General features: G+C 67.5%; 23 protein-coding genes. 11 read left to right on the top strand and 12 right to left on the bottom strand.

Features of this window, described 5'->3' with window-relative positions; translation table 11 throughout:
- Window positions 1–58 precede the first annotated feature (58 nt).
- From AX676_RS02405 to AX676_RS18010, 8 genes are all read left to right on the top strand, one after another.
- A complete protein-coding gene (locus tag AX676_RS02405; protein ID WP_066760100.1) occupies window positions 59–358 on the top strand; it encodes a hypothetical protein in 300 nt (99 codons plus the stop codon).
- A gap of 55 nt (window positions 359–413) precedes the next feature.
- A complete protein-coding gene (locus AX676_RS02400; RefSeq protein ID WP_066482703.1) occupies window positions 414–974 on the top strand; it encodes a cobalamin B12-binding domain-containing protein in 561 nt (186 codons plus the stop codon).
- 98 nt (window positions 975–1,072) lie between these two features.
- A complete protein-coding gene (gene ppsR / locus AX676_RS02395; protein ID WP_231726146.1) occupies window positions 1,073–2,440 on the top strand; it encodes a transcriptional regulator PpsR in 1,368 nt (455 codons plus the stop codon).
- Between the two features lie 67 nt (window positions 2,441–2,507).
- On the top strand, window positions 2,508–3,410 hold the full coding sequence (gene chlG, locus AX676_RS02390; protein WP_066482698.1) for a chlorophyll synthase ChlG: 903 nt from the start codon (window positions 2,508–2,510) through the stop codon (window positions 3,408–3,410).
- The gene (locus AX676_RS02385) at window positions 3,407–4,741 is read left to right on the top strand and encodes a BCD family MFS transporter (protein WP_066482697.1); all 1,335 of its coding nucleotides are present in this window, start codon (window positions 3,407–3,409) and stop codon (window positions 4,739–4,741) included. The genes chlG and AX676_RS02385 overlap by 4 nt, the downstream gene beginning before the upstream one ends.
- The gene (locus AX676_RS02380; protein ID WP_231726147.1) at window positions 4,738–5,943 is read left to right on the top strand and encodes a geranylgeranyl diphosphate reductase; all 1,206 of its coding nucleotides are present in this window, start codon (window positions 4,738–4,740) and stop codon (window positions 5,941–5,943) included. The genes AX676_RS02385 and AX676_RS02380 overlap by 4 nt, the downstream gene beginning before the upstream one ends.
- Window positions 5,940–6,431 carry a TspO/MBR family protein gene (locus AX676_RS02375; protein WP_066482696.1) on the top strand — a complete coding sequence of 164 codons (492 nt, stop codon included), beginning with the start codon at window positions 5,940–5,942 and terminating at the stop codon, window positions 6,429–6,431. Before AX676_RS02380 ends, AX676_RS02375 begins: the two co-directional genes overlap by 4 nt.
- 74 nt (window positions 6,432–6,505) lie before the next feature.
- Window positions 6,506–6,670, top strand: a complete 165-nt coding sequence (locus tag AX676_RS18010; protein WP_197417177.1) for a hypothetical protein — start codon at window positions 6,506–6,508, stop codon at window positions 6,668–6,670.
- A 95-nt stretch (window positions 6,671–6,765) separates the two neighbouring features.
- Here AX676_RS18010 and AX676_RS02370 read toward each other — a convergent pair whose 3' ends face one another.
- The 6 genes from AX676_RS02370 to AX676_RS02345 all read right to left on the bottom strand — a co-directional run bounded on the left by AX676_RS02370 (window position 6,766) and on the right by AX676_RS02345 (window position 12,068).
- Entirely contained in the window at window positions 6,766–7,296 is a 531-nt protein-coding gene (locus AX676_RS02370; protein WP_231726148.1) for a c-type cytochrome, read from the bottom strand.
- A 95-nt stretch (window positions 7,297–7,391) separates the two neighbouring features.
- On the bottom strand, window positions 7,392–9,119 hold the full coding sequence (locus AX676_RS02365; protein ID WP_066482690.1) for a DEAD/DEAH box helicase: 1,728 nt from the start codon (window positions 9,117–9,119) through the stop codon (window positions 7,392–7,394).
- Between the two features lie 66 nt (window positions 9,120–9,185).
- Window positions 9,186–10,313, bottom strand: a complete 1,128-nt coding sequence (locus tag AX676_RS02360; RefSeq protein WP_443026083.1) for an NAD(P)/FAD-dependent oxidoreductase — start codon at window positions 10,311–10,313, stop codon at window positions 9,186–9,188.
- Window positions 10,314–10,581: 268 nt separating this feature from the next.
- Window positions 10,582–10,764 carry a hypothetical protein gene (locus AX676_RS02355; protein WP_066482685.1) on the bottom strand — a complete coding sequence of 61 codons (183 nt, stop codon included), beginning with the start codon at window positions 10,762–10,764 and terminating at the stop codon, window positions 10,582–10,584.
- Complete coding sequence (locus AX676_RS02350; RefSeq protein WP_066482824.1) at window positions 10,761–11,219, bottom strand: GreA/GreB family elongation factor; 459 nt, start codon at window positions 11,217–11,219, stop codon at window positions 10,761–10,763. The genes AX676_RS02355 and AX676_RS02350 overlap by 4 nt, the downstream gene beginning before the upstream one ends.
- 63 nt (window positions 11,220–11,282) lie before the next feature.
- Window positions 11,283–12,068: a glycosyltransferase gene (locus AX676_RS02345; RefSeq protein ID WP_066482684.1), complete on the bottom strand. Its 786-nt coding sequence runs from the start codon at window positions 12,066–12,068 to the stop codon at window positions 11,283–11,285.
- Between the two features lie 115 nt (window positions 12,069–12,183).
- Here AX676_RS02345 and AX676_RS02340 point away from each other — a divergent pair, with 115 nt between their 5' ends.
- The 3 genes from AX676_RS02340 to AX676_RS02330 are packed head-to-tail and all read left to right on the top strand — an operon-like array spanning window position 12,184 to window position 16,344.
- The gene (locus AX676_RS02340) at window positions 12,184–13,140 is read left to right on the top strand and encodes a hypothetical protein (RefSeq protein WP_066482681.1); all 957 of its coding nucleotides are present in this window, start codon (window positions 12,184–12,186) and stop codon (window positions 13,138–13,140) included.
- 6 nt (window positions 13,141–13,146) lie between these two features.
- Window positions 13,147–16,017: a M16 family metallopeptidase gene (locus AX676_RS02335; RefSeq protein WP_066482676.1), complete on the top strand. Its 2,871-nt coding sequence runs from the start codon at window positions 13,147–13,149 to the stop codon at window positions 16,015–16,017.
- 24 nt (window positions 16,018–16,041) lie between these two features.
- Window positions 16,042–16,344 (top strand): hypothetical protein, encoded by a 303-nt coding sequence (locus AX676_RS02330; protein ID WP_066482675.1) that lies wholly within the window; start codon window positions 16,042–16,044, stop codon window positions 16,342–16,344.
- A gap of 83 nt (window positions 16,345–16,427) precedes the next feature.
- Here AX676_RS02330 and AX676_RS02325 read toward each other — a convergent pair whose 3' ends face one another.
- From AX676_RS02325 to AX676_RS02300, 6 genes are all read right to left on the bottom strand, one after another.
- Window positions 16,428–17,531, bottom strand: a complete 1,104-nt coding sequence (locus tag AX676_RS02325; protein ID WP_066482674.1) for a PepSY-associated TM helix domain-containing protein — start codon at window positions 17,529–17,531, stop codon at window positions 16,428–16,430.
- Complete coding sequence (locus AX676_RS02320; RefSeq protein ID WP_082731135.1) at window positions 17,531–19,717, bottom strand: TonB-dependent receptor; 2,187 nt, start codon at window positions 19,715–19,717, stop codon at window positions 17,531–17,533. The genes AX676_RS02325 and AX676_RS02320 overlap by 1 nt, the downstream gene beginning before the upstream one ends.
- A gap of 424 nt (window positions 19,718–20,141) precedes the next feature.
- The gene (locus AX676_RS02315) at window positions 20,142–20,552 is read right to left on the bottom strand and encodes a BLUF domain-containing protein (protein WP_066482673.1); all 411 of its coding nucleotides are present in this window, start codon (window positions 20,550–20,552) and stop codon (window positions 20,142–20,144) included.
- A 161-nt stretch (window positions 20,553–20,713) separates the two neighbouring features.
- The gene (gene rplA, locus AX676_RS02310; RefSeq protein WP_066482672.1) at window positions 20,714–21,412 is read right to left on the bottom strand and encodes a 50S ribosomal protein L1; all 699 of its coding nucleotides are present in this window, start codon (window positions 21,410–21,412) and stop codon (window positions 20,714–20,716) included.
- 4 nt (window positions 21,413–21,416) lie between these two features.
- Window positions 21,417–21,848 carry a 50S ribosomal protein L11 gene (gene rplK, locus AX676_RS02305; RefSeq protein ID WP_066482671.1) on the bottom strand — a complete coding sequence of 144 codons (432 nt, stop codon included), beginning with the start codon at window positions 21,846–21,848 and terminating at the stop codon, window positions 21,417–21,419.
- A gap of 207 nt (window positions 21,849–22,055) precedes the next feature.
- Window positions 22,056–24,842 (bottom strand): hypothetical protein, encoded by a 2,787-nt coding sequence (locus AX676_RS02300; RefSeq protein ID WP_066482670.1) that lies wholly within the window; start codon window positions 24,840–24,842, stop codon window positions 22,056–22,058.
- Between the last annotated feature and the right edge of the window lie 41 nt (window positions 24,843–24,883).

The following is a 24,883-nucleotide window of genomic DNA, read 5'->3' as shown; positions in this document are numbered from 1 at the left end:
TGTGGCGCTTCGCGAGGTTTGTACAAACATCGACCCGAGCTTCAGGGAGAGCGCGGAAATGGCCTACATCCACTCCAATGGTAAGCCCATGCCGCCGGTCGCGCCGCGTGACGGCGGACGCCGCCGCCGGTCCCGCGCGAGTGCGGAGGCGCGCGCGCCGCTCGAGTTGCTTTCATCCCCGCCCGACCAGGCTTCGCTGGCCGCGCTGATCGAATCCCAGGTGATCCCCCGCCTGCTGATGGCGCATCCGGTCCGCGCGCGGGCGACGTCGGCGGCAACCACGGCATCCGGCGCGCCGGGCATCATGCCCGCGGATATCGACGCGTTCACCCCCCCTGGTCCTCCAGGTCGAGGCTGATGAACTGGTCGCGCGGGTCGAGGCACTGCTTGACCGCGGGATCAGCGTCGAGGCGTTGCTGCTCGACCTGCTGGTCCCCATCGCGCGCCGGTTCGGCGATTATTGGGAGCAGGACCGTTTCGACTTCGTCGACGTGACAATGGGACTGTGGCGCCTGCAGGAGGTCGTGCACGAATTGTCGGCGCGCGCGCCCATCGAGCATGGCCGCGAGACGGGCCGGCGCGCCCTGTTCGCGTCGGTGCCCGGCGATCAGCATACCTTCGGGACGATCGTGATCGAGGAGGTGTTCGCGCGTGGCGGCTGGGTCACCGACCGTATGGTCCAGGCGACGACCAGCCTGCTGGTTGAACGGGTCGCCGACGAATGGTTTGATCTTGTCGGATTGACCGCAAGCTGTAGCGGCCATACGGCGACCATGCCGTCTGCGATCAAGGCGATGCGCAGCGTTTCCCGCAATCCGCACTTGTGCGTGATGGTGGGTGGACCCGTTTTCCTGACGGATCCGCAGATGGCGCAGCGTGTCGGCGCGGATGCGACCGCACCCGACGCGCGCATGGCTTTGTCTGTCGCCGAAACCTGGCTTGGCGCAAGGAGGCGTGAAGCACGTTACGGCTGAGTAGCTTACGAGGGAGCGCCAGAGCGCGCAGAATGAACAGGCACCACGCCCCTTCCGCGCCCAGCGGTTTTTCGACTCCGGACCTTTATCCAGGGCCTTTGAGCGCCGAGTCCGCCGCCGCCATCCTCGGCGCGGTCGGCGACCTCGCGCTGATCCTCGACTCGGACGGCCGGGTCCTCGACATGGCGGTGTCGGATCGCGAGCTCGTCAAGCTCGGGATCACCGGCTGGAAGGGGACCCGCTGGCACGACACGGTCGAGATCGAAGGACATCCCAAGCTCGACGAAATGTTGAGCCAGGCGTCGACCAGCGAGGCGCCGCGCTGGCGCCAGGTCACGCACCGGACGCCCAATGGCGACGTACCGGTCCGCTATCTGACGATGCGGCTGGGCGATGGCGGGCGGCTGATCGCGATCGGGCGCGAGCTTCGCGCGGCGGCGGCGACCCAGCAACGCCTGCTCCAGACCCAGCAGTCGCTGGAGCGCGACTATATCCGGCTGCGCCAGGCCGAGGCGCGCTATCGTCTGCTCTTCGACATGGCGCACGAGCCCGTGCTTATCGTCGACGCGGCGACGCGGCGGATTCGCGAGGCCAATGCCGCCGCGCATGGCATTCTGGGGATGAAGGAGGGCGCGCTGACCGATCAGCCTGCCGGCGTCATCGTCGAGGCGGCCGATCGCGAGCGGCTGATCGCTTTTCTGGGCGCGGCCGAAGCAGCCGCGACGCTGGCGCCGATCGGCGTGACGCTGCGCAAGGGTGCTGGACAGGCGCAATTGAACGCGACGCTGTTCCGCCAGGCCCGCATGGCGCTGCTGCTGCTCCGGATCGATCCGGGCGAGCGCGGGGAGGGCGCGCAGGGCGGCGTCGACCGGCTGCGTGATGTCATCGAACGCATGCCCGACGCCTTCGTGCTCGCCGATGCCAATCTGGCGGTGCTCGCTGCCAACACCGCCTTTGTCGACCTGGCCGAGGTGCCGTCCGCGAGCCGGATCATCGGCCAGCCGATCGGCGAATGGCTGGGGCGGCCCGGCATCGATGCCGACCTGCTGGCGCGCCAGCTGCGCGAACATGGCCTGGTGCGCAATGCCACGACCATCATGCGCGGTGCGTTCGGTTCGGAGGAGGAGGTTGAGGTCTCTGGGGTTTGCGTCACGTCGGAGAGCGGCGATCGCCAGTTCGGCTTCACGATCCGCCCCGTCGCCCGCCGGCTGCGCGAAACGCCGGTCGCGGGCATCGAGATGCCGCGTTCGGTCGAGCAGCTGACCGACCTGGTCGGACGCATGTCGCTGAAGGAGATCGTGCGCGAGTCGACCGATCTCATCGAGCGACTGTGTATCGAGGCCGCGCTGAACTACACGTCGGACAACCGTGCGTCCGCGGCCGAGATGCTGGGCGTCAGCCGCCAGAGTCTCTATTCAAAGCTGCACCGCCACGGGCTTGGCAGCTTGGTTCCCGACGCCGAGTAACCATTTGCGTACAGTCGAAGTGTCAATTTGATTTGACGCTTTTGCCGGTCGGGCATAGGCTCGCGCCATGGCTCATTCGTCCACCCGACCGCTTGCCGCCCCGGCCCCCGCGGTGCGCGACGTGGTCGAGTTGCTCAAACCGATCACCTGGTTTCCGCCGATGTGGGCGTTCATGTGCGGGGTCGTGTCTTCCGGGGTGCCGATCGTCGACCGCTGGCCCTTCCTGATCGCGGGGATCGCGCTGACCGGCCCGCTGGTCTGCGGCACGAGTCAGGCGGTGAACGACTGGTTCGATCGTCATGTCGACGCGATCAACCAGCCCGATCGGCCGATCCCGTCGGGCCGCATCGCCGGGCGATGGGGTTTGTGGATCGCGTGCATCGGCACCTTGTTGTCGCTCGCGGTCGCGGCGGCGACGGGGCCGTGGGTGCTGGGCGCGACCGCCATCGGCCTCGTGCTCGCCTGGGTGTACAGCGCACCGCCGCTGCGGCTTAAGGTCAACGCGGTCTGGGGGCCGGGCGCGGTCGCGCTGTCCTATGAGGGGCTGACCTGGTTCACCGGGGCGGCGGTGATGGCGGGCGCACTGCCCGATGGCCGGGTGCTGGCGGTGCTGCTGCTCTACAGCCTGGGCGCGCACGGCATCATGACGCTCAACGATTTCAAGGCGGTGGAGGGCGATCTTGCCACGGGCGTGCGGTCGCTGCCCGCAATGCTGGGCGTCGATCGCGCCGCGCGGATCGCCTGCGCAGTGATGCTGGCCCCCCAGCTGGCGGTCATTGCGCTGCTCATCGCCTGGGGCCTGATGCTGTCTGCCGCGATCGTCGCGGCGCTGACGCTCGCCCAGATCGGCCTCATGCGCGTGCTGCTGCGCGATCCCCGCGGCAAGACGCCCTGGTATAACGGCACCGGCATCAGCGCCTATGTCTTCGGCATGCTCGCCGCCGCGCTTGGCCTGGGCGGCGTGATATGAGTGCGTCCGCCGGCACCGCGCCGCCGCTCGGCTGGTTCGGCATCGTCCGGCTCGGGCTGGTGCAAAGCGCGATCGGCGCGATGGTGATGCTGGCGACGTCGCTCCTCAACCGGGTGATGGTCGTCGAATATGCGCTGCCCGCCGCGCTGCCCGCCGGGCTCGTCGCCTGGCATTACGCGGTGCAGCTGACCCGCCCGCTTTGGGGGCACGGATCGGATCGCGGGCGACGGCGGACGCCGTGGATCATCGGTGGAATGGGGGTGCTGGCGCTGGGTGTGCTGGCCGCGGTCGACCTGGTCCCCTGGCTGGCCACCGGCTCATCTGCGGCACTTGTCGGCGCAGCCGCAGCCTTCGCGCTGATCGGGGCCGGGGTCGGCGCGGCCGGCACCTCGCTCCTGGCGCTGCTCGCCGTGCGCGTCGCGCCCGAAAGGCGATCGGCGGCGGCGGCGATCACCTGGATCATGATGGTCGCGGGCATCGTCGTCTCGGCCGGGGTCGCGGGATCGCTGATCGATCCGTTTTCGCTGCCGCGCCTGGCGCTGGTGGTGAGCGGCGTGGCGCTGGTCGCGTTCGTCGTCGCGGGAATTGCGGTCGCGGGGATCGAGCGGGGGCATGTGATCGCGCCCGCCGAGGCGGCGTCGGACGAAAGCTTTCCCCAGGCGATTCGGGCGATGTGGGTCAGCGCCGACGCGCGCCGCTTTACCCTGTTCGTCTTCATGTCGATGCTCGCTTATTCGATGCAGGACATGATCCTCGAGCCCTTTGCGGGGCTGGTCTTCGGTTTCACACCGGGCGAGTCGACCAAGCTCGCCGGGGTGCAGCATGGCGGCGTGCTCGCGGGCATGATCCTGGTCGGCGTCGGTGCCAATGCGTTTGGCGGGCGCAGCGCCGACGGGCTGCGACGCTGGATCGTCGGCGGCTGCGTCGCGTCCGCGCTGGCGCTGGCCGGACTGGCGCTCGCCGCATTGCGCGGCGGCGCCTGGCCGCTGGCTGGCAACGTCGCGCTGCTGGGCTTTGCCAATGGCGTGTTCGCGGTCGCGGCGATCGGCACGATGATGGCGCTGGCCGGTGCGGCGGGCGATGGCCGCGCCGGGGTGCGCATGGGCGTGTGGGGCGCGGCACAGGCGATCGCGTTCGGCACTGGCGGGCTGCTCGGCGCGGTCGCGGTCGACCGCGGGCGCGCGCTGATCGGCGACGACGGCCGCGCCTTCATGCTGGTGTTCGCCGCCGAAGCGGCGCTGTTCGTGGTCGCCGCCACGCTGGCGATCGGCCGGACGATGCCCGGACGAACGGCCTCTATCGATTATCATTCACGGGAGCTGGCGCGATGAAGCAGATGCCGACTGATCGCCGATCCGCCGATTTCGACGTCGTCGTCGTGGGCGGCGGGCCGGCGGGCGCGACCGCCGCGACGGATCTGGCGCGACAGGGCCGCCACGTGCTGCTGCTCGACCGCGCCGGCCGCATCAAGCCGTGCGGCGGCGCCATCCCGCCGCGCGCCATCCAGGATTTCGAGATTCCCGAGCATCTGCTCGTCGCGCGCGCCAGGGCGGCGCGGATGATCGCGCCATCGGGCATGACCGTCGACATGCCGTGCGGCGACGGGTTTGTCGGGCTGGTCGACCGCGAGGTGTTCGACGAATGGCTGCGCGCCCGCGCCGCGCTGGCGGGCGCCGAACGCCGCACCGGCACGTTCGAGTCGATCGAGCGCGACAGCGACGGATGCGCGGTGATCGTCTATCGTGGCGAACGCGGCGGCGATCCGGTGCGGGTGCGCGCACGCAGCGTCATCGGCGCCGACGGCGCCCGATCGAAGGTCGCGCGCGCCACGGTCAATGGCGCGGACAAGGTCCCGTGCGTTTTCGCCTATCACGAGATTGTGAAGTCGCCCGCCGTCGCCAGCGACGTGTTCGATCCCGACCGCTGCGACGTTTATTATCAGGGCCACCTTTCGCCCGATTTCTATGCCTGGATCTTCCCGCATGGCGACACTGCCAGCGTCGGGGTAGGCAGCGCCAACAAGGGCTTTCCGCTGCGCGACGCGATTGACCGGCTGCGCGACCAGACCGGGCTCGATGGCTGCGAGACGATCCGCCGAGAGGGCGCGCCGATTCCGTTGAAGCCGCTGCGGCGGTGGGACAACGGCATCGACACCGTCGTGGCGGGCGATGCCGCCGGCGTGGTCGCGCCGTCGTCGGGCGAAGGGATCTATTATGCCATGGCGTGTGGGCGCATTGCCGGCGAGGCAGTCGACCTGTTCCTGGCGACAGGCAAGGCAAGCGCGCTGAAAACCGCGCGCCGCCGCTTCATGCGCGACCATGGCCGTGTGTTCTGGATCCTCGGGATCATGCAGTATTTCTGGTACAGGAACGACAAACGCCGCGAACGCTTCGTCGAAATCTGCAAGGACCCCGATGTCCAGACGCTGACCTGGCAGGCCTATATGAACAAGAAGCTCGTAAGGCGTAAGCCGATGGCGCACGTGCGTATCTTCTGGAAGGACCTGCGCCACCTGCTGGGGTCGGCGGCATGACCGCGCTGGGCCGTGCGTGGGTCGTCCCGGTCATCATTGCGGCGCTGGCGGCGTTGTTCGTTGCGATCGTCGGCAGTACGATGACCGATATCGGTCCGTGGTATCGCAGCCTCGCCAAGCCGGCATGGGCGCCGCCGGATTCGATCTATGGCGTGGCGTGGACCGCGATCTTCATGACCACCGCGCTGGCCAGCGTCACCGCGTGGCGCGCGATCCATACGCGCAGCGAAAGCGAGATTTTCATCGGCCTGTTCGCGCTCAACGGCTTCCTCAATATCCTGTGGAGCTTTTTGTTCTTCCGGCTCGAGCGGCCGGATTGGGCCGCGGTCGAAGTGATCGTGCTCGGCCTGTCGATCCTGGCGATGATCCTGTTCTGCGCGCGGCGGTCCTCGGCGGCGGCGCTGCTGCTGTTGCCCTATCTCGGCTGGGTCGCGGTTGCCGGCGCGCTCAACTGGCAGATCGTGGCGCTGAACGGGCCGTTCGGCTGAGCGCGTTCTTCGCCAGCGGTCACGCCGTCGACCTCATCCTCGTCGTACTGGCGATCGAATATCTGTGGCTGGTAATGAGGGGCGGCTGGGCACCGCGCAGAGCCGCGCTGCGGCTGCTGCCCGGCGCGCTGATGCTGGTCGCGGTTCGCAACGCGCTGACCGGCGAAGCTTGGCCATTGATCGCGCTGCCGCTCTTGCTGTCATTCCCCGCCCACCTCGCGGATCTCAGGCAGCGTTGACACCCGCGTCGTCCCGTCGAAGGCCGGGACCGCTGGCAAAGGGTGTGCACGGGTGGCCAGCGCCCCGGCCTCCGCCGGGGCGACGATCGTTTTGATCACAGTGTGTCGAGATAGGCGATCAGATCGGCGCGCTTCTGCGCATCGGTCAGGCCGGCATAGGCCATCTTCGTGCCAGGCACCACGCGCTGCGGCTTTTCGAGATACTGGAACAGCTTTTCCTTGCTCCAGGTGATGCCGCTGTTCTTGTTGGCGGTCGAGTAGCTGTAACCCTCGACCGTGCCGGCGGCGCGGCCGACGATCCCGGCCAGCGAGGGCCCGATCTTGTTTACGCCCGCCTGTACCGCGTGACAGGTGCTGCAAACGGCAAAGACCTTCTGACCCGCCGCCGCGTCGCCCGTCAGGCTCGCGAGCGTGGTGCCGTCGAGCGTATCGGTGCTGTCGACGGTCGGCGCGGCAGCAGCCGTCGGTGTTGCGGCCGGCGTGGGGGTCGCGACGGTCGCGGTCGCGGTCGGCGCCGGGGTGGGTTCGGAAGTCTGCGATCCCCCACCGCATGCCGCGAGGGTCAGCGCGGTGGCTGCGACGCCCATCGACATCAGGCTGGTCCGCTTCAACTGCTGTGCGTTCATCCGCTCACTCCTTGTTTCAGCTGCCGTCCCCGGCACGTGTGATCATTCCGCCGACGAGACAACGCGACATCGCCGATAAAGTGCCATTGCACGAGCTATCGGCGCGCACCGCCGCCGCCCGGCCCCTTGCGATGCAGCGTCGGGCGTGCCGGTTTGGCGGCATGACGCGCGGGGGGCGGGCCGGCGCGACGCTGGGGCGGTCGTGCGCCCGGCGGTCCCTGCATCGGTTCGATGCGGACGTGATCCTCCGGACTCTCGGTCGCGGCGGTGCGGCGAAGGGCCTCCGCAAACTTGTTGGCGGCGGCACGCCGGACCTCGAACGCGGTCTCATTCGGCCCGATGCGAATCGCGCCGATCTCGTTCTTGGTGATGTGCCCGCGCCGGCACAGCAGCGGCAGGATCCAGCGTGGATCGGCATTCTGCCGCCGCCCGATGTCCATGTGGAACCAGACCGTATCCTCGAATCCCGGGCGGTGGCCCTCGCCACGCTCCGGCCGCTCGCCGCTCGAACCCGCACCGTCGATCAGCTCCTCCGGATCGGGCAGGCGCGCGCGGTGGACGCGGACCAGCGCGGCCGCGACGTCCTCGGCGCTCATCTTTTCCAGCAGTTGCGCGCCCAGCGCCCGATCCTCGTCATCAACCTCGACCGGCTGCAGCAATGTTTCGATCAGGCGGGCGCGGTCCTGTGCGCGGATTTCCTCGATCGTCGGCGGCTTGATCCATTCGGCGGCGATCCGCGCGCCCTTCAGCATCGCGTCGACGCGGCGGCGGCGGGGATAGGGGACGATCAGCACCGCTGTTCCCTTCTTGCCGGCGCGCCCGGTGCGGCCGGAGCGATGCTGAAGGGTTTCGGCATCGCGGGGCAGCTCGACATGGATGACCAGGCTGAGTGTCGGCAGGTCGATGCCGCGCGCGGCGACATCGGTCGCGACGCAAACGCGCGCGCGACGATCGCGCAGCGCCTGCAAAGCCTGGTTGCGTTCATTCTGGCTGTGCTCGCCCGACAAGGCGACCGCGCCGAAGCCGCGTTCGTTCAGGCTGGCGTGCAGGCGGCGGACATTGTCGCGAGTCGCGCAGAACAGCATCGCCGTCTCCGCATCGTGAAAGCGCAGCAGGTTCACGACCGCATTCTCGATGTCCGCCGGCGCGACGGTCACCGCCTGATAGGCGATGTCGCCATGGCCGCGTTCCTCGGTCACGGTCGAGATGCGTAGCGCGTCGCGCTGATACCGCTTGGCCAGCGCCACGATCGGCTTTGGCATGGTGGCGGAGAAGAGCAGCGTCCGGCGCTCGCCCGGCGTCGCGTCGAGAATTTCCTCCAGGTCGTCGCGAAAGCCCATGTCGAGCATCTCGTCGGCCTCGTCGAGCACCGCGACGCGCAGGCTGCCAAGCTCGAGCGCGCCGCGTTCGAGATGGTCGCGCAACCGTCCCGGCGTGCCGACGACGATATGCGCGCCTTGCGAGAGCGCGCGGCGCTCCTTCGACGCGTCCATGCCGCCGACACAGGTGGCGATGCGCGCGCCGGCCGGGCCATAAAGCCACATCAGCTCGCGGCTGACCTGTAACGCCAGTTCGCGCGTCGGCGCGATCACCAAGGCCAGAGGCTCGCGCGCCTGACCCATCCGCTCGCCCTCGGCCAGCAATTGTTCGGCAAAGGCGAGGCCGAAGGCGACGGTCTTGCCGGAACCCGTCTGGGCAGAGACGATCAGGTCGCGGCCGCGCGCCTCGGGCTCCAGCACGGCGGCCTGAACGGGGGTGGGGGCGGCATAGCCGCGCGCGGACAATGCGTCGCCGAGCAACGGGGGAAGTGCGGAAAAGGGCATGAACTCTCTTGAATTAGTGGCGGGGCCGCCGGGGCGGTCAGCGCGGGAAACGGGATCGGGCGAAACCTACAGGGACTGGCCTGCGGCCCAGCCGCTCGCCCACGCCCATTGGAAATTATAGCCGCCGAGCCACCCGGTGACGTCGACCGCTTCGCCGACCACATACAGATTTGGAACGCGTTTGGCTTGCATTGTTTGCGATGACAGTTCGGCGGTCGAAATGCCGCCCGCCGTGACCTCCGCCTTGGCATAGCCTTCGGTGCCGTTGGGGGTGAAGCGCCAGGCGGCAAGGCGGCGCTCGGCCTCCTCCAGCCGCCTGTCGGCGAGGTTGGCGAGCTCACCCGCCAAGGCCAGTCGCTCCGCCAGGGTGGTCGCCAGTCGGTCGGGCAGCTGGATCGCCAGTGCGCGGGCCAGCGTCGTGCGGGGTTGCGCGCGCTTGGCGGCGCGCAGCCAGCCGCTTGGCTGGTCGGGAAGGAAATTCACGTCGATCGCCTCGCCATGGCCCCAGTAGCTCGACACCTGAAGGATTGCGGGGCCGGACAGGCCGCGATGCGTGAACAAAGCGGCTTCGCGGAAGGCGACCTTGCCGTGACGCGCCACGACCGGCGCGGCGACGCCCGACAATTCGCGAAACAGCGCATCGTCGCCTGCCAGCGTCAGCGGCACCAGTGCCGGGCGCGGCTCGATGAGCTTGAGGCCAAACTGCTTGGCGAGTTGATAGGCGAAGCCCGTCGCGCCCATCTTGGGGATCGACGGCCCACCGGTGGCGATGACCAGCGCGGGTGCAGTGACGATGCGTCCGTCGATCCCGACGCGAAACGCCATGCCGTCATGCTCGACCGCTGTGACCGGCCGGCCGAGCGCGAATTCGACCGCGCTCTTATCGCACTCGCCGACCAGCATTTCGACGATCTGGCGCGCGGAGCCGTCGCAGAACAATTGGCCCAGCGTCTTTTCGTGCCACGCGATGCAGTAGGAATCGACCAGCGCGATGAAGTCGGCGGCGGTATAGCGCCCCAGCGCCGATTTGGCGAAATGCGGGTTGGCGGACAGGAAGCGGTCGGGCGCGGTGCCGAGATTGGTGAAGTTGCACCGCCCGCCGCCGGAGATCAGGATCTTCTTCCCCGGCCGGTCGGCATGATCGATCAGCAGCACGCGCCGCCCCCGCTGCCCGGCCACCGCCGCGCACATCATTCCTGCCGCGCCCGCGCCGAGGATGATCGCGTCATAGGATGGGGAGGCGGGCAAGATGTGTCCTGTGGGTCGGCAAAGTGGATGACACGCCTTACCCGTTCGTTTCGAGCGAAGTCGAGAAACGTCGCGCCCGGATCACGTTTCTCGACTTCGCTCGAAACGAACGGGACGTGAAGAGACAAGCGTTCTAGGCTGGCATCTGATACCGCGAAGGGCGCAGCACCAGCATGAGGCCCCAGCCTTCGCTGCGGCGACGTGGCGGAAGCGCTCAGCGCAACTTGGCGATCGACAAACCGTCCTGCTTGGCGCGGTCCTTCACCGATTCCTCGCTGCGGGTCAGCGCCTTCGCAATCGCCTTCAGCGCCATGCCTTTCTTGGCCAGCGTATGCAGCTTCTGGATTTCATCCTGTCGCCACGGCTGGCGGTGCCGCTCGAAACGGTCGCCGCTCATGCGGGCGTCTCGACCGAGTCGACGCGGATCGGCTGGCCGTTGAACGCGACGGTCTCGCCCGCCATCGCACCCATCAGCGCACGGGCGAGCGGGGCGGCGAAGGACAAGCGGTCCGCGCCCGGCTCGGCCTCGTCATGGCCGACGATCTCGATCGTCCGCGAACGCGCGCCTTGACGGATGTGCACCCGGCTGCCGATGCCGACTTCGCCCGCATCGGGCGCCGGCGCATCCTCGGCGGTGGCGCGGCGGGTGTGCCAGTAGCGCAGGTCGCGGCGCAGCACCTCGCGTGCGGCATCGTCGGGCGCGCCGGCGATCTCGGCTTCGAGCGCGTCGACCCTCGCCGCGATCAGCGCACGGCCGCGCGGCGTCACCCAGTTGGGGCCGGGCGGGATAGGCAGCTCGAAACGGGGTTCCTTATGTTCCTCGTCGCTTTCGCGGCGAAATGCGACGCTCACGGTCATGCTCCTGGCAAAACGGGATTCAACGCCAGAACGCGCTGTGAGGCAAGCGCGATCCACTCAGGATGGCGGGAGCCAGCTTTTCTCGCGCAGCGCCAGATGGGTCGCCCGCCGGGCGGCGAGCCGGGGGGCAAGGAAGCGGTGGAAGTACCAGCCCTGCCACGCATGGGGCGTCGCGTGGTAGATCAGCCGCTCGGCCAGCGTCCAGCGCACCCGCCGACGATCGGCGCGGCGCGGGGAGGGGATGCACCACAGATCGGGTGGATAGACCGCGCGGCCCTGAGCCAGCACGCGGTGCATGATTTCGTGGTCCATCAGGACATAGGGCCAGTGGGCATGGGCATAGCCGCCCGCCGCCACCAGCGCCGTGGTGCGGAACGTCTGGCCGAACCCGCCGGTGTGCGTCTGGCGCGGCCACAGCCGCGCCGCGACCTGTGCGCGCCAGAAGCGCTTGCGCCGCGCTGCCAGGCCATCGGGCGGGGCGGGCACATCGACCGCCATCACCGCCGCGACGCGCGGGTCGGCAAAGTGCCGCGCGGCGATCGCCAGATAGTCGGGGGGATAGAAGGTGTCGGCGTCGCCGAACGCGACCAGCGGGGTCGCGATGTGCGGCATCGCGGCCTCCAGCGCATGGATCTTGCCCGGCTTGGCCTCGTGCAGGTGTAGCGTCTGCACCCCCGCCATCGCCGCCGTTTCGGCGCGCGCAATCTCCGCCGATCCGTCGGTCGAGCCGTTGTCGACCAGGATCAAGCGCAGCGGCCGCACCCGCTGGGCCGCGATCGAGCGCAGCGTCGCCGAGAGATAATCGGCTTCGTTGAAATAGGCGATGACGAAGGTCCATGACATCACGCGACGCGCTGGCCGCGAACCGGCTCGCGGGTCAAGGACTTGATGCGATGGTTGACAAGTCGCGGCCCGGCCCGCAGCGCCGGACGGGTGCTGGCGCGAGGGTAAGACAGGCGTGATCGAGCGGTTCCGGGCTCTGGCGGCAGACTGGCAGCCGCATCTCGCCCGCGCGCGGCCGTGGCTTCGCGGTGCATGGATCGTCGCGATCCTCGCCTATGTCGCCTTCAGCCTTCGGGAGATCGGGATCGCGCGCGTCTGGAGCGAGCTACCGCGCGCACCGGCCTTTTACCTCGTCTACTGGGCGGGGTTCATGATCCTGCCGATTTCCGAACGGCTGATCTTCGCGCGCATCTGGTCGGACACGCCCCCCGTTCCAATACCCGTCCTGCTACGCAAGCGCGTGCTCAATCAGGTTGTGTTCGGCTATTCGGGCGATATCTGGTTTTTCTGGTGGGCGAGCCGTCATCTGGGGGTGCCCGAGCGCCAGGTGCTCGCCGGGGTGAAGGACAGCACCCTGCTCTCCGGCGTCGCCGCAGCGGCGGTGACGCTGATCCTGGTCGGCTGGTTCAGCCTGGTCGGCAGCGGATGGATATTGGTGCGCGCGATGGGCGATTATCGCGCCTTCTTCATCGCGCTAGGACTGGTGATCCTGTTCGTCGCGCCGGTTGCCCTGCGCTTTCGCAGACAGATTTTCTGGGTCGGCGGCGGTACCGCGTTGTTCGTCCTTACGGTCCATTTCCTCCGCATCGCCATGGTGCAGGGGGTCGAGGTCGCGATCTGGTCGATCGTTCTGCCGCAGGTTCCGTTTGCGACCTGGCTGCTGTTCCTGACGGTTCAGATGCTGATCAATCAGCTGCCGATCGTGCCCAACCGCGACCTGCTGTTTCTTGCGGTCGGCATCGAGCTGACCGCGCGTGTCGGCGTCGACCAGGCCGCGCTCGCCGCGCTGTTCGTGGCGGTCACCCTGCTCAAGCAAATCACCAATCTGACGGTCTTCGTCTTGACGAGCTTCCTGCGAAATGATCACCTGTCGACCAAGGCGGAGCCGGCCGGCTCCAGTGCCAATCCATAGGACAGGATGACCCGCATGCGTTTTCTGACGCCCAGCCTGATTGCGATTGCGACTGCAACCGTTGCCCAGATCGCCGCGCCTGCGGCAGCCCAGACTGCGGCCGCGCCGAAGCCCGCGCCGGTCGCGCAAATCGCGCGTGCGATCGACATCCCCTATCAGGAATTCACGCTCAGGAACGGGCTGCGCGTCATCGTGCACACCGACCGCAAGGCGCCGATCGTCGCGGTGTCGGTATGGTACGATGTCGGGTCGAAGCATGAGCCCGAAGGGCGCACCGGCTTTGCCCACCTGTTCGAGCACCTGATGTTCAACGGCACCGAAAATGTCCCCGGCGACTTTTTCGACCCGCTGCGCGAGATCGGTGCGACCGACGTGAACGGCACGACGTCGTTCGACCGCACCAATTATTTCGAAACCGTGCCGCGTCCGGCGCTGGAGCGCGCGCTGTTCCTGGAAAGCGACCGCATGGGCTATCTGCTCGGCGCGGTGACGCAGGAGCTGCTCGACGAGCAGCGTGGCGTCGTCCAGAACGAAAAGCGCCAGGGCGACAACCAGCCCTATGGCCTGGTCCGCTACAAGCTGAGCGAAGGCATCTATCCGCCGGGGCATCCCTATCACCATTCGGTGATCGGATCGATGGCCGACCTGTCTGCGGCGCGGCTCGATGACGTGAAGAACTGGTTCCGCAGCTATTACGGGCCGAACAACGCGATCCTGGTGCTCGCCGGCGATATCGACGCAGCGGAGGCACGGCCGCTGGTCGAGAAGTATTTCGGCGCGATCCCGTCGGGGCCCGAAACGGTGACGCCCAAGATCACGATCCCGACGCTGGCCGAGGCGAAGTCGGAAGTGATCAAGGATCGGGTGGCAACCACGCGTATCTATCGCCTCTGGCCGGTCCCGGGCTACAAGAACGCCGACGCAGTGCAGCTCGACATCGCCGCCAGCGTGCTCGGCGGCCTTGCCTCCTCCCGCCTCGAAACCGCGCTGGTCCGTGAGGACAAGCTTGCGGTGAGCGCGTTCGCCTTCAACCAATCGCTCACCGACGCGGGCAGTTTCGGGGTCGGGATCGACGTTCGTCCGGGCGTCGACAAGGCGGCGGCGATTGCGCGGATGGACGCGGTGATTGCCGATCTGGTCGCCAACGGCCCGACCGCCGACGAAGTCCAGCGGGTGGCCACCAACACGCTCTCAGGACGCCTGGCGGGCCTGGAGGCGGTGGGCGGCTTTGGCGGCAAGGCGGTCACGCTGGCGCAGGGCGCATTGTTCGCAGGCGACCCGGCATTCTACAAGAAACAGCTGGCGGCCCTGGCGGCGGCGACCCCGGCGGACGTGCGCGCGGTCATGCAGAAATGGCTGACGCGCCCTGCCTACACCCTGACCGTCGAGCCGGGCGAGCGCGAGAATTACGTTGAGGCAACCCCCGTTGCCAAGGCGGCGCCCGCCCCGGCGGCTGCGGCAGCCCCGGTGGCGAAGGTCGATCGTGGCACCCGGCCCGAAGTCGGCTCGATCGCCGATCTGAGCTTTCCGAAGGTCGAACGGACCAAGCTGTCGAACGGTATCGAGCTGGTCTATGCCCAGCGCACCGCGGTGCCGGTCACGCAGATCGCGATGAGCTTCGATGCCGGCGTCGCCGCCGACCCGGACGGCAAGCTCGGCACGCAATCGCTGACGCTGGGGGTGATGGACGAGGGCACGACGACGCTCAATTCGCTCCAACTCGCCGAAGCGCGCGAGCGGCTGGGCGCGCGGATCACCAGCGACAGCTCGGCCGATCGTACCACGCTCCAGCTCTACACCCCCAGCGCCAACCTGGCGGGCTCGGTCGCGCTGGCGGCGGACATCGTCAAGAACCCGGCCTTCGCCCCCGCCGAAGTCGATCGGGTGCGTAACCAGCTGCTCGCCGGGATCCAGGCGGAGTTGAACAATCCGCAGGGCGTGGCACAGCGCGTGACCCCGCGGCTGCTGTTCGGCGACGCGCATCCCTATGCCAAGCTGGCCGCGGGTTCCGGCGACCCGGCGGCGGTCGCGAAGCTGACCCGCGACGACCTGGTCGCGTTTCACCGCAGCTGGATCCGGCCGGACAAGGCCAAGTTCTTCATCGTGTCGGATCAGCCGCTGAGCGCAGTCAAGGCGGCGCTCGAGGCACAGTTCGGCGGGTGGAGCGCGCCCGGTGCGCCCGGCGTCAAGGCGTTCGGCGTCCAGCCGGTTCAAACAAAGCCAAAGATCGTCTTGATCGACCGACCCAATTCGCCGCAATCGCTGATCGTGGGGGCGCAGCTGACCTCGCTCGATCCGAAATCCGATCTGCTTCCGACGCTGACGTCGAACGAGATCCTGGGCTCCGGGTTCCTGTCGCGCATCAACCTGGACCTGCGCGAGGCGAAGGGCTGGTCCTATGGGTCGCGCGGCGGCTTCGGGCTGAACGAGCGCGCGGTCAGCTATGTGGTCAACGCGCCCGTTCAGGCCGACAAGACCGGCCCCGCGATCGAATCGCTGCAACAGGTGATCGGCGGCTTCCTGAACGACAAGGGCACGACGAAGGTCGAGTTCGACCGCACGATCAACGGTGAGATCCGCGAACTGGCCGGCCTGTACGAAACCGGCGGCGCGGTGCTGACCGCGATGCAGTCCAACGACCGGTTCGGGCGGCCCGACAATTATTACAGCACCGTCGCGGCCGAATATCGCACGCTCCAGCCGACCCAGCTTGACGCTGCGGCACGCGCCGCGATCGACCCGAAGAACTTCGTCTGGGTCGTGGTCGGCGATGCAAGCAAGGTCCGCAGCCAGCTTGACTCGATCGGCCTTCCGGTCGAGGTCATGCCCGCCGCCGCGGCGGCGATGCCCGCAACCGCCGGCCGCCCCGCCAAGTAAACGACCGCGATAGGAGCAACGAACATGGCCAATGTGGATGGAAACTGGGATACCGTCGCCAAGACCCCGATGGGGGATCAGAAGGCGACGCTGTCGGTCGCATCGTCGGGCGATACCTTCACCGGCACCTATTCGGGTGCGATGGGCACGACCGAGATCAAGGACGGCAAGGTCGACGGCAACAACCTGACCTGGAAAGTCGACATCGTCGTGCCGATGCCGATGACGCTCGATTGCTCTGCGACGGTCGACGGCGACACGATCACCGGATCGGTCGGCGCCGGCGCGTTCGGCAGCTTCCCGCTGTCGGGAACCCGCGCCGCCTGATCGGGCGAAACCGCCGCAACCATGCGGCCCGCGCTCCCCGGTGGAGCGCGGGCCGTTTTGCTTCGGAGGTATGCGGCCGTGGCCTATTCGGCGGGGAGCGGTGCGATCGGTGTCCGCGATGCCGTCCGCTTCGCGCGGCGGCCGCCACGCGCCCAGAAGCTCCACACCGCCAGCGTGCCGAGCAGGGTGAGCGCAACGCCGGCCAACGTCAGCGCCAGACGGTAGGCGATGCCGCCGACCATCGCCGCATGCAGCGGGAACAGGGCGTTGAACGCCCGCAAACCGGGTGACAGCGTCATGGCGTCGCGTGCCTCGACCAACCGCGCATCCGCGGGGTCGAACCACAGCATCGTCCGGCCGTTGGGGAGCCATTCGGCGGGCTGGCGCATGCGGAGCTGCACCAGGTCGCCGGCCTCCCTTGGCATGCGGACCAGCCGGACCTCGGCATCGGGAAAACGCTGGCGCGCGCGCGCGAGCACACGTTGCCAGTCGATGCGGGCGGGAAGCGCGCTGCCCCTGATCACCGGCGGCTTGGTCATGCCGTCGAGCTCGCCCGCCGTCGAAAAAGGCGCGAGCATGACCGACGCGACCGGGCGTAGCGTCAGCATCATTCCCGTCGTCATACTGATCGCCAGCAACGGCGCGACCAGGATGCCCAGGTCGCGGTGATGCGTCAGGATTGCTGACCGGGTCAGCCGGCGGGGCAGCAGGCGCAGGCGGAAGGTCCGCCGGGTCCGCCACCACAGGATCGCCCCGGTGACAATGAAGCCAAGCCCGACGAGCCCGGCGATCCCGCTGATCGTCTCGCCAGCTTCACCGATCAACAGGTGATGGTGCAGGTCGAACAACCACAATTCCGGCCGCGCCCACACGCTGTCCCACCGCGCGACGATCTCGCCGCCCTGGCTCGCATAGGCCCCATGGCCGCGCCCATAGCCAAGCTGGCTGAGGCCGAACCCGTCGCTGGCGAACAGGATCGATGCGGGGCGATCGGCCGGCGCAACATTCGCCAGGCGATCCAGCTGCGCGGCCAGCGATGCCACGTCCTGGCGCGCGGGATCGTCGCTGCCGGGCGCGGAGATCCATTGCTGCTTCCACAACAGGATCGTCCCGCTCAGCCCGAGCAGCGCGAGCAACAGGCCGATCAGCCCGCCGGTCCAGCGGTGAATCAGGTCGAGCCAGCGCATCAGAAGCGCCAGTCCCAGCCGAGCGTGAAGTTGCGCCCGCGCCCGGCAAAGAAACGGGTGCGATCCGTCTGGAACAGCGTGTCGCTGTAATAGCTGACATATTGTTCATCGGTCAGGTTCTGGACCGCCAGGCTGATTCCGCCCAGTCCGGTGTCGTAGCGGATATAGGCGTCCGTGACCGTATAGCCCTCGAACCGGGTGTTCGCCGCGCGACCCGCAAAGTCGCGCGAGAGATAGACGTTCGCCTGCACCCGTGCGGTCAGTGGCCCGCTGACATAATCGGCGGCGAACAGCGCGCGGTCGGGAGAAATGTTGGCGCCGTCGAGATCGAGGTCGACGCGCCCGTCATTGTCGCTGTCCGATTTGCCGAGCAGGTGCGAATAGCCCACTTGGAGCTTCAACCCGTCGATCGGCGTCCTGACGCCCAGGTTGATTTCCAGCCCCTCGATTTCGATCCGCTGGCGCTGGACCTCGAAAATGTCGCCGGCGTTGCGCACCAACAGGCTGCCGAGGTCGCTCGACGACCAGAAATAGGTCGCCGACAGATCGAGCGGCCCGCGTTTCACCTCAACCCCGATCTCGCGATTGTTCGACACCACCGGGCTGACATTCAGGAAATTGTCGACGTCGACACCCGCGGTGTTCACCGCGCGCAGGATGCGGCCGATGTCGGCGATCGTATAGCCCTCGGCATAGCTGCCATAGACGCGAATGCCCTTTACCGGCTCGACGATCACGCCGCCGTTGAGCAGGACGTCGTCGAAGCTCGGGCTGCCGCCCGCCACCTGCTGCGGGCCATAGAAGAACAGGGTTTCGTAATCGGGGATGTCGAGCCGCACATTCTCCCACCGCGCGCCGCCGGCCAGCCGCAATTTGCCGTCGAACAGGCCCAGGTTGAGCTGGCCGAACGGGGCCAGGCTGCGAAATTCGGTGAAAGGCACCCAGGCGCGACCGGTCTGGAGCAGCTCCTGGCCGGTGCGGTCCCACAGGCTGTCGAAACCGACCGTTGCGGAAAGCGCGTCGATCACTTCGCGTTCGTAACTGAACCGCCCGCCGATCTTGCGCGACCGGTTGACCGACTGTTCGAACAGCGTGCGGGTGGGGTCGATGCGCGGATCCTGGAAATCGGCGAAAACGCCGCCGCCGAAAATGTCGCGCGACCGGTTCCAATAGCCCTGCAGGATCAGGTTGCCGCCGGCCAGGTCGGTATCGGTCAACGTCAGCGAGATCGTCTCGACCCGATTGGAGGCCGGTTCGCCCGGCGTCGTGCCACGTACACCGATCGTCGGCCGCCCGGCGGCGATGTCGGCGGGCGAACGCGGCACCACGACATAATTGGCGCGGCCCTCCAGCGCGAACCGGTTGGCGAACAACTCGATTCGCGCGGTGTCGCTCAATTGATAGCCGAGCCGCGCAAACACCGACCAGCTGTCGCTGTCCTGCACTTCGCCCTGGGTACCGTCAGGACCGATCACGTCGCCGTCACCGTCGAGGAAGACGCCGCGCCGCTCGAACGCCGCGCCGACGGTCGCGTCGAACGCGCCGCCGCGCCACGCGACCAGTCCCGCCGCCTTGCCGCCAAAGCCCGCATCCTCGAACCCGTTGCTCGCATTGCCCTGAAGCAGCAAGCGGCCGGCGATCCCGTCCGACTTCGGCGCTTCGACCACGACCTGGTTGATCACCCCGCCGGTCGCGCCGATGCCCTGCAGCGCGTTGGCACCATAGATGAGCTCGACCCGGTCGAGGAAGAACGGGTCGATCGTATAGCCGTCGCGCGATCCGTCGCGGATCGGCGTCGTCTGCGGAATGCCGTTGATCGCGAACAGCGGCGCGCGGCCGCGCAGCGATTCGCCCGCGCCCGACAATTTCTGGCGGGTGGGGGAGAAGGACGGCGACAGGTTGGCGACGGCGTCGACGGTCGATCCGGCAATCGCGACCTGCTGGCGCAGTTGCTCGCGATCGATGACGTCGACGGTCAGCGGCAGCGCATTTGCGGGCAGCCGCGTGCGCGCGGCGCTGACGACGATTTCGTCGTCGGCGGCGTCGTCGCCCGCCGGCAGGGTCGACTGTACGGCCGGGGCAGGGACGCCAGCCAGACCGGGCACATCGTCGCGATCAGCTGCATGTGCTGAAAACGGGCACAGGATCGTGCCGGCGGCGAGCAGGATGTTGAATTGGTAACGCATGGCCCTCCCTTTTCCGAGAGGGGTGGTAGCATCCGCTTTTGCAAATGCAAGCGGTTCGCAATAGCGATGTGGTTCAGGCTGCCCGGCTGGCGCGCAGGGCGGCGGAGCTTGACGCCCTGATGGCGTATCTCGACGCGAAGATCGCTTGGGTCGAACGCGGGGGGCAAGGTGAGGCGCCCCGGTTGCTGCCGCCGCCGCAGCAGCGACCCTAGAGCCCGTCTCCGACATCAAAGTTTTCCCGTGACCCCGGGCTTGACCCGGGGTCAAGCTCCCTTGCGCCGGATCAAGCAGCGGGACCCCGGCGCAAGGCCGTGGTGACGGGGAGAAAGCGGCCGGACTTCAGGACCGTGTCCATTCCCGGTCGATCTCTTCGAAGCGGGCTTGGCCTTGTCGTCGGACCGCCGTCAAATATCGGCGCGAGCGATCAGGGGGTCGCGCGCGATTCGACGCGGTCGCGGACCTGGGCGAAGGCGGTGCGCAGATCGTCCGCCGATGCCCGGTCGAGCGCGCCCGCGGCAATCTCGTCGGGCGACCAGAACAGCGAGGGGGCCTCGTCGTCCAGCATTGCCCAGTTCGGAAACATCCGCGCATCGACTTCGGCACTGACCAGCAGTCGCACATCGCCGTGGCGATCGTCAGCGACGATCCGCTCATATAGCGCATCGATGGCCGGTTCGGGGCCCTCGATCAGCTGCAGGTACAAGTCCTGACGACAGATCAGCGCACCGGTGATCTGGTCGCGGGGATTGTTCCGCCGCGCGCCGGACAGGATTCCGGCGAGCATCGCCCGGTCGAAGCCGAAGGGTTGCGACCGATAGATCAACTGCTTCACCATGGCCTGCTCCCGTCGAACCTCGACCGGGGTACGCGAAACGAGCGCCCGTGCAAGCGAGGACTTCGGGGCCGGCTGAGATCGCGGACGCCGTCGCGCCAGAGCGAATATGAAAAGGGCCCGGCGTCGCCGCCAGGCCCTTGTTCATTCGTGCGTCGAAGCGATCAGGCTGCGGCGATTTCCGCCACGTCGACCTTGATGCCCGGGCCCATCGACGAGCTGACCGCGATCTTGCGGACATATTTGCCCTTGGCACCCGACGGCTTGGCCTTGACCACGGCGTCGACCAGCGCGTCGAAATTGGCGCGCAGATCGGCCTCGGCGAAGCTCGCCTTGCCGATGCCGGAGTGGATGATGCCGGCCTTTTCGACGCGATATTCGACCTGACCGCCCTTGGCTGCCTTGACCGCTTCGGCGACGTTCATCGTGACGGTGCCCAGCTTCGGGTTGGGCATCAGGCCCTTGGGGCCCAGCACCTTGCCCAGGCGACCGACCAGGCCCATCATGTCGGGCGTGGCGATGCAGCGGTCGAATTCGATCGTGCCGCCCTGGATGGTTTCCATCAGGTCCTCGGCACCGACGACATCGGCTCCGGCTTCGCGCGCTTCGTCTGCCTTGGCACCCTTGGCGAACACGCCGACGCGCACCGTCTTGCCGGTGCCGGCGGGCAGCGTGACGACGCCGCGCACCATCTGGTCGGCGTGACGCGGGTCGACGCCCAGGTTGAGCGCGACTTCGATCGTTTCGTCGAACTTGGCGGTCGCATTCGCCTTCGCAAGTGCGATCGCCTCGTCAATGCCGTGCAGCTTTTCGGCGTCGATCGCCTGGGCCAGCGCTTTCTGCTTCTTGGTCAGCTTTGCCATGATCTCAGCCCTCCACCACTTCGAGGCCCATCGCGCGGGCGGAGCCTTCGATGATGCGGGTCGCCGCTTCGATGTCGTTGGCGTTCAGGTCCTTCATCTTCGCCTGGGCGATCTCGCTCAGCTTGGAGCGCGCGATCTTGCCTGCCGACACCTTGCCCGGCTCCTTCGAGCCCGACTTCAGGTTGGCAGCCTTCTTGATCAGGTAGGTCGCCGGCGGGGTCTTCGTCTCGAACGAGAAGGAGCGGTCGGCATAGACGGTGATGACCGTCGGCAGCGGCGTGCCCGCTTCCTGGTCGCCGGTCTGCGCGTTGAACGCCTTGCAGAATTCCATGATGTTGACGCCGCGCTGACCCAGGGCAGGGCCGATCGGCGGCGACGGGTTGGCCTTGCCTGCAGGAACCTGCAGCTTGATATAGCCGGTAATCTTCTTCGCCATTTACTTCACTCACTCTATCGGCCGGACGCGCGGGGCGTGCCGGCACCAAGTTTAGCGGTCCAAGCGACCGCTCTTTCGAACGGCCTCCCGCAACATTTCCATTCACGCGGAATAGGAAGGCGCGGCGCATAGCGTAAAGCCGTGCGCCGCGCAATCATTTGATACTTCCCTCCGGGCCGGTTGGTTCCGGCCCGCCGGGTCGACGGATCAGGCCGCCAGCAGTTCGGGCGGCGGCGTGATCAGGCTGATCGTGCTGGCCGAGCCCGAGGTCGCGAAGATGAGCGCCGCTTCGGTCACGCGGTCGCCCCCGCTCAACAGGATGGTGACGTCGTTGTCGCCATTTTCGATGAAGATGCGGTCGGCAGAGATCGTCACGTTGCTCCTCCCGATGCCGGTGAAGGCGGTCAGGTCGATGCGGTCGCCGCGGTCGAAATTGACGATGGTGTCGGTGCCGCCGCCCGGCGCGAACAGGAAGGTGTCGGAACCGTTGCCGCCTTCCAGCCGGTCGTCGCCTTCGCCGCCCCACAGCGTGTCGTTGCCATTCCCGCCATAGAGGCTGTCCGCGCCCGTGCCGCCGACCAGCGTGTCGTTGCCGTTGCCGGCTTCGATGCGGTCGTTGCCGCTCCCGCCCCACATGCTGTCATTGTCGTTGCCGCCGTCGATCGTGTCGTCGCCCTCGCCACCGTCGATGGTGTCGCGGCCATTTCCGCCGTCCAGCCGGTCATTGCCGCTGCCGCCGGCCAGCGCGTCATTGTCGTTGCCGCCGTCGAGCCGATCGTTGCCGGCGTCGCCCGCCAGCCGGTCGGTCCCGTTGCCGCCGTCGATCGTGTCGTCGCCCGCGCCGCCGAACAGCCGGTCATTGGCGTTGCCGCCATCGACGCGGTCATTGCCGGCACCGCCCTCCAGCACATCGTCGCCGTTGCCGCCGCTCAACGTATCGGCGAACGCGCTGCCGATGACGCGCTCGATGCCCGTGAAGCGATCGCCGTCGCTGCTGGAGCCCGCCCCGCTGTTGCCGACGGTGACGCGCACGCCGCTTTCCGCGTCGACATAGCTGATCGTGTCGAACCCGGCCCCGCCGTTCAGCACGTCCGCGCCGCCACGGCCGATCAACAGGTCGTCGCCGCCATTGCCGTTCAGCGTATTCGCGCTGGCATTGCCGAGCAGGACGTCGTTGCCGCTGCCGCCGCTGGCGTTTTCGATGACGACGCCGTTGGCGATCGTATATCCGCCCCAGATGCCATCGACGAACGACACGACCCCGCCGCCCGTCGGCGAATAGTCCAGCGTCGCTGCGGTCAGATCGATCTGTGCGTCGAGCGCGCCCGAATAGCGGATTTCATCGACGCCGCTCGTGTCGATGATGGTGGTGTAGAAGGTGCCGAGTTCGTTGACGTCGCGCAGCTCGTAGACATTGTTCCCGGTGTTGTAGGGGTTCACGCCATAGCGCGCCTGCAGGACGGCGATGTCGAACGCCCCCAGCGTCCCCGACCAGCCATTGTCCAGCCCCGCCGCGGTGAACGGCGTCGGGCCGGCAGGATTGAGCTGCCACGCGTCGTTGTACGACATCGTAGAGTAGACGCCCTGGTTGAGGTCGTAGAGGCCGAGCGTGCCGGTCGCCGAGGTCACGCCCAGCAGGACTTCCGAGCCACCGCCATTGTCATGCGGGTGGGCGAGCCCGTGCGCATGGCCGAATTCGTGAAGGATGACGGCAAAGGAATAGCCGCCCTGCAACAGGCTCTGCTGCTGATCGAAGCTCCACCCCCCGCTCAGGACGTTGAAGACGCCGACGCCCTGGTCGTCGCCGAACGCGGGACCCTGGGGGAAGAAATACGCGCCATATTGTTCGGACTCGGTCTTGAGCAGGCGGAACGTCGCCTGGTTGACGTCCTCGGTGATCTCGTACTTCACGCCCAGGACACGCTCGAATTCCCGGAGCGCGAGCATCACCTGCTGCTTTTCGAAGTCGTTCCAGTCGATGGTCACCATCGGCCCGCCATCGTCACCGGTCTGGCCGAAATTTTCGTCGGAATCGCCGAAATAGACGTAAGCGGTCGGCACGCCGTTGACGTCGACGAACTCGACATTGTTGGCGTTCGCCCAGTTGATCGAATCGAGCGGATCGAACTGGCTGGGGTCGACCTCGCGCACGTCGAGCGTATAGCCGCCGGTCTGATTGGGGTAAGCGAGCGTATCGAGATAATAGTATCCGCTCTCTTCCGGCACGAAGATCAGCCCCGAGCTGAGATCGGTTGGGAAGCTGAGATCGTCGTTGAACGTGACGAGATTGCCGCCCGCGTCATAGAGCGCGAGGATCGTGTCGAGTTCACCGCTCGGAACGGCGTTGGGATTGGTCCGGTAATCGGTCCCCCCCGCCAGATCGAAAAGGTAGACTTTGCCGGCCTCGAGATAGATCTTGTAGGTGTCGGTATCCTGGCTGGTCTCGATGTGACCGAACGTCGTGCCGAGCTCGATTTCCACGGCACCGGCGAAGGTGTCGGGAACCTGGTCGGTCGGCCGCTGAACCCAGATGTCGAGGGTGTAGTCGCCGTCATCGGCGGGATCGAAGGATTGCGCGGTGACGAAATAGGTGCCGCTGGTCGTGGCGGTGAAGGTCAGGAGCGAGGTGATGCCGACGCCGCCATCGTCGTCGAAGCTGATCAACGAGCCGGTGCCGCTGAACAGCGCGAGCAGCGGGTCGGCGAGCGGGTCCTCGCCCGCACCGCGCAGTGCGAAGGAATAGGTCTGGCCGGCCACCAGGGTGAGCGAAAAGACGCCCTGACCATCGGCGGTCAGCGTTCCGCCCAGCGTCGCGTCCGAATCGACCTTGATCGTCGCCGGTACGGTTCCGGGGACGATTCCGGCGATCGTCGCGGGAATGTCGTAATTGCCGTCGCGATTGCCGAACGCCTTGCCCTGGCAGGCCATACAGCCGCAGTTCACCACCGACTGTTCAGCCTTCGCCGCACCCAGTGCTTCGATGTCGAGATACATGAACGACCCTTTCCTGCTAACGCCGGGGCATCGACATCGCC

The organism is Sphingomonas sp. CCH21-G11 (assembly GCF_001555965.1).
GTDB lineage: Bacteria > Pseudomonadota > Alphaproteobacteria > Sphingomonadales > Sphingomonadaceae > Sphingomonas.
This window is presented reverse-complemented; position numbering and strand designations above follow the sequence as displayed.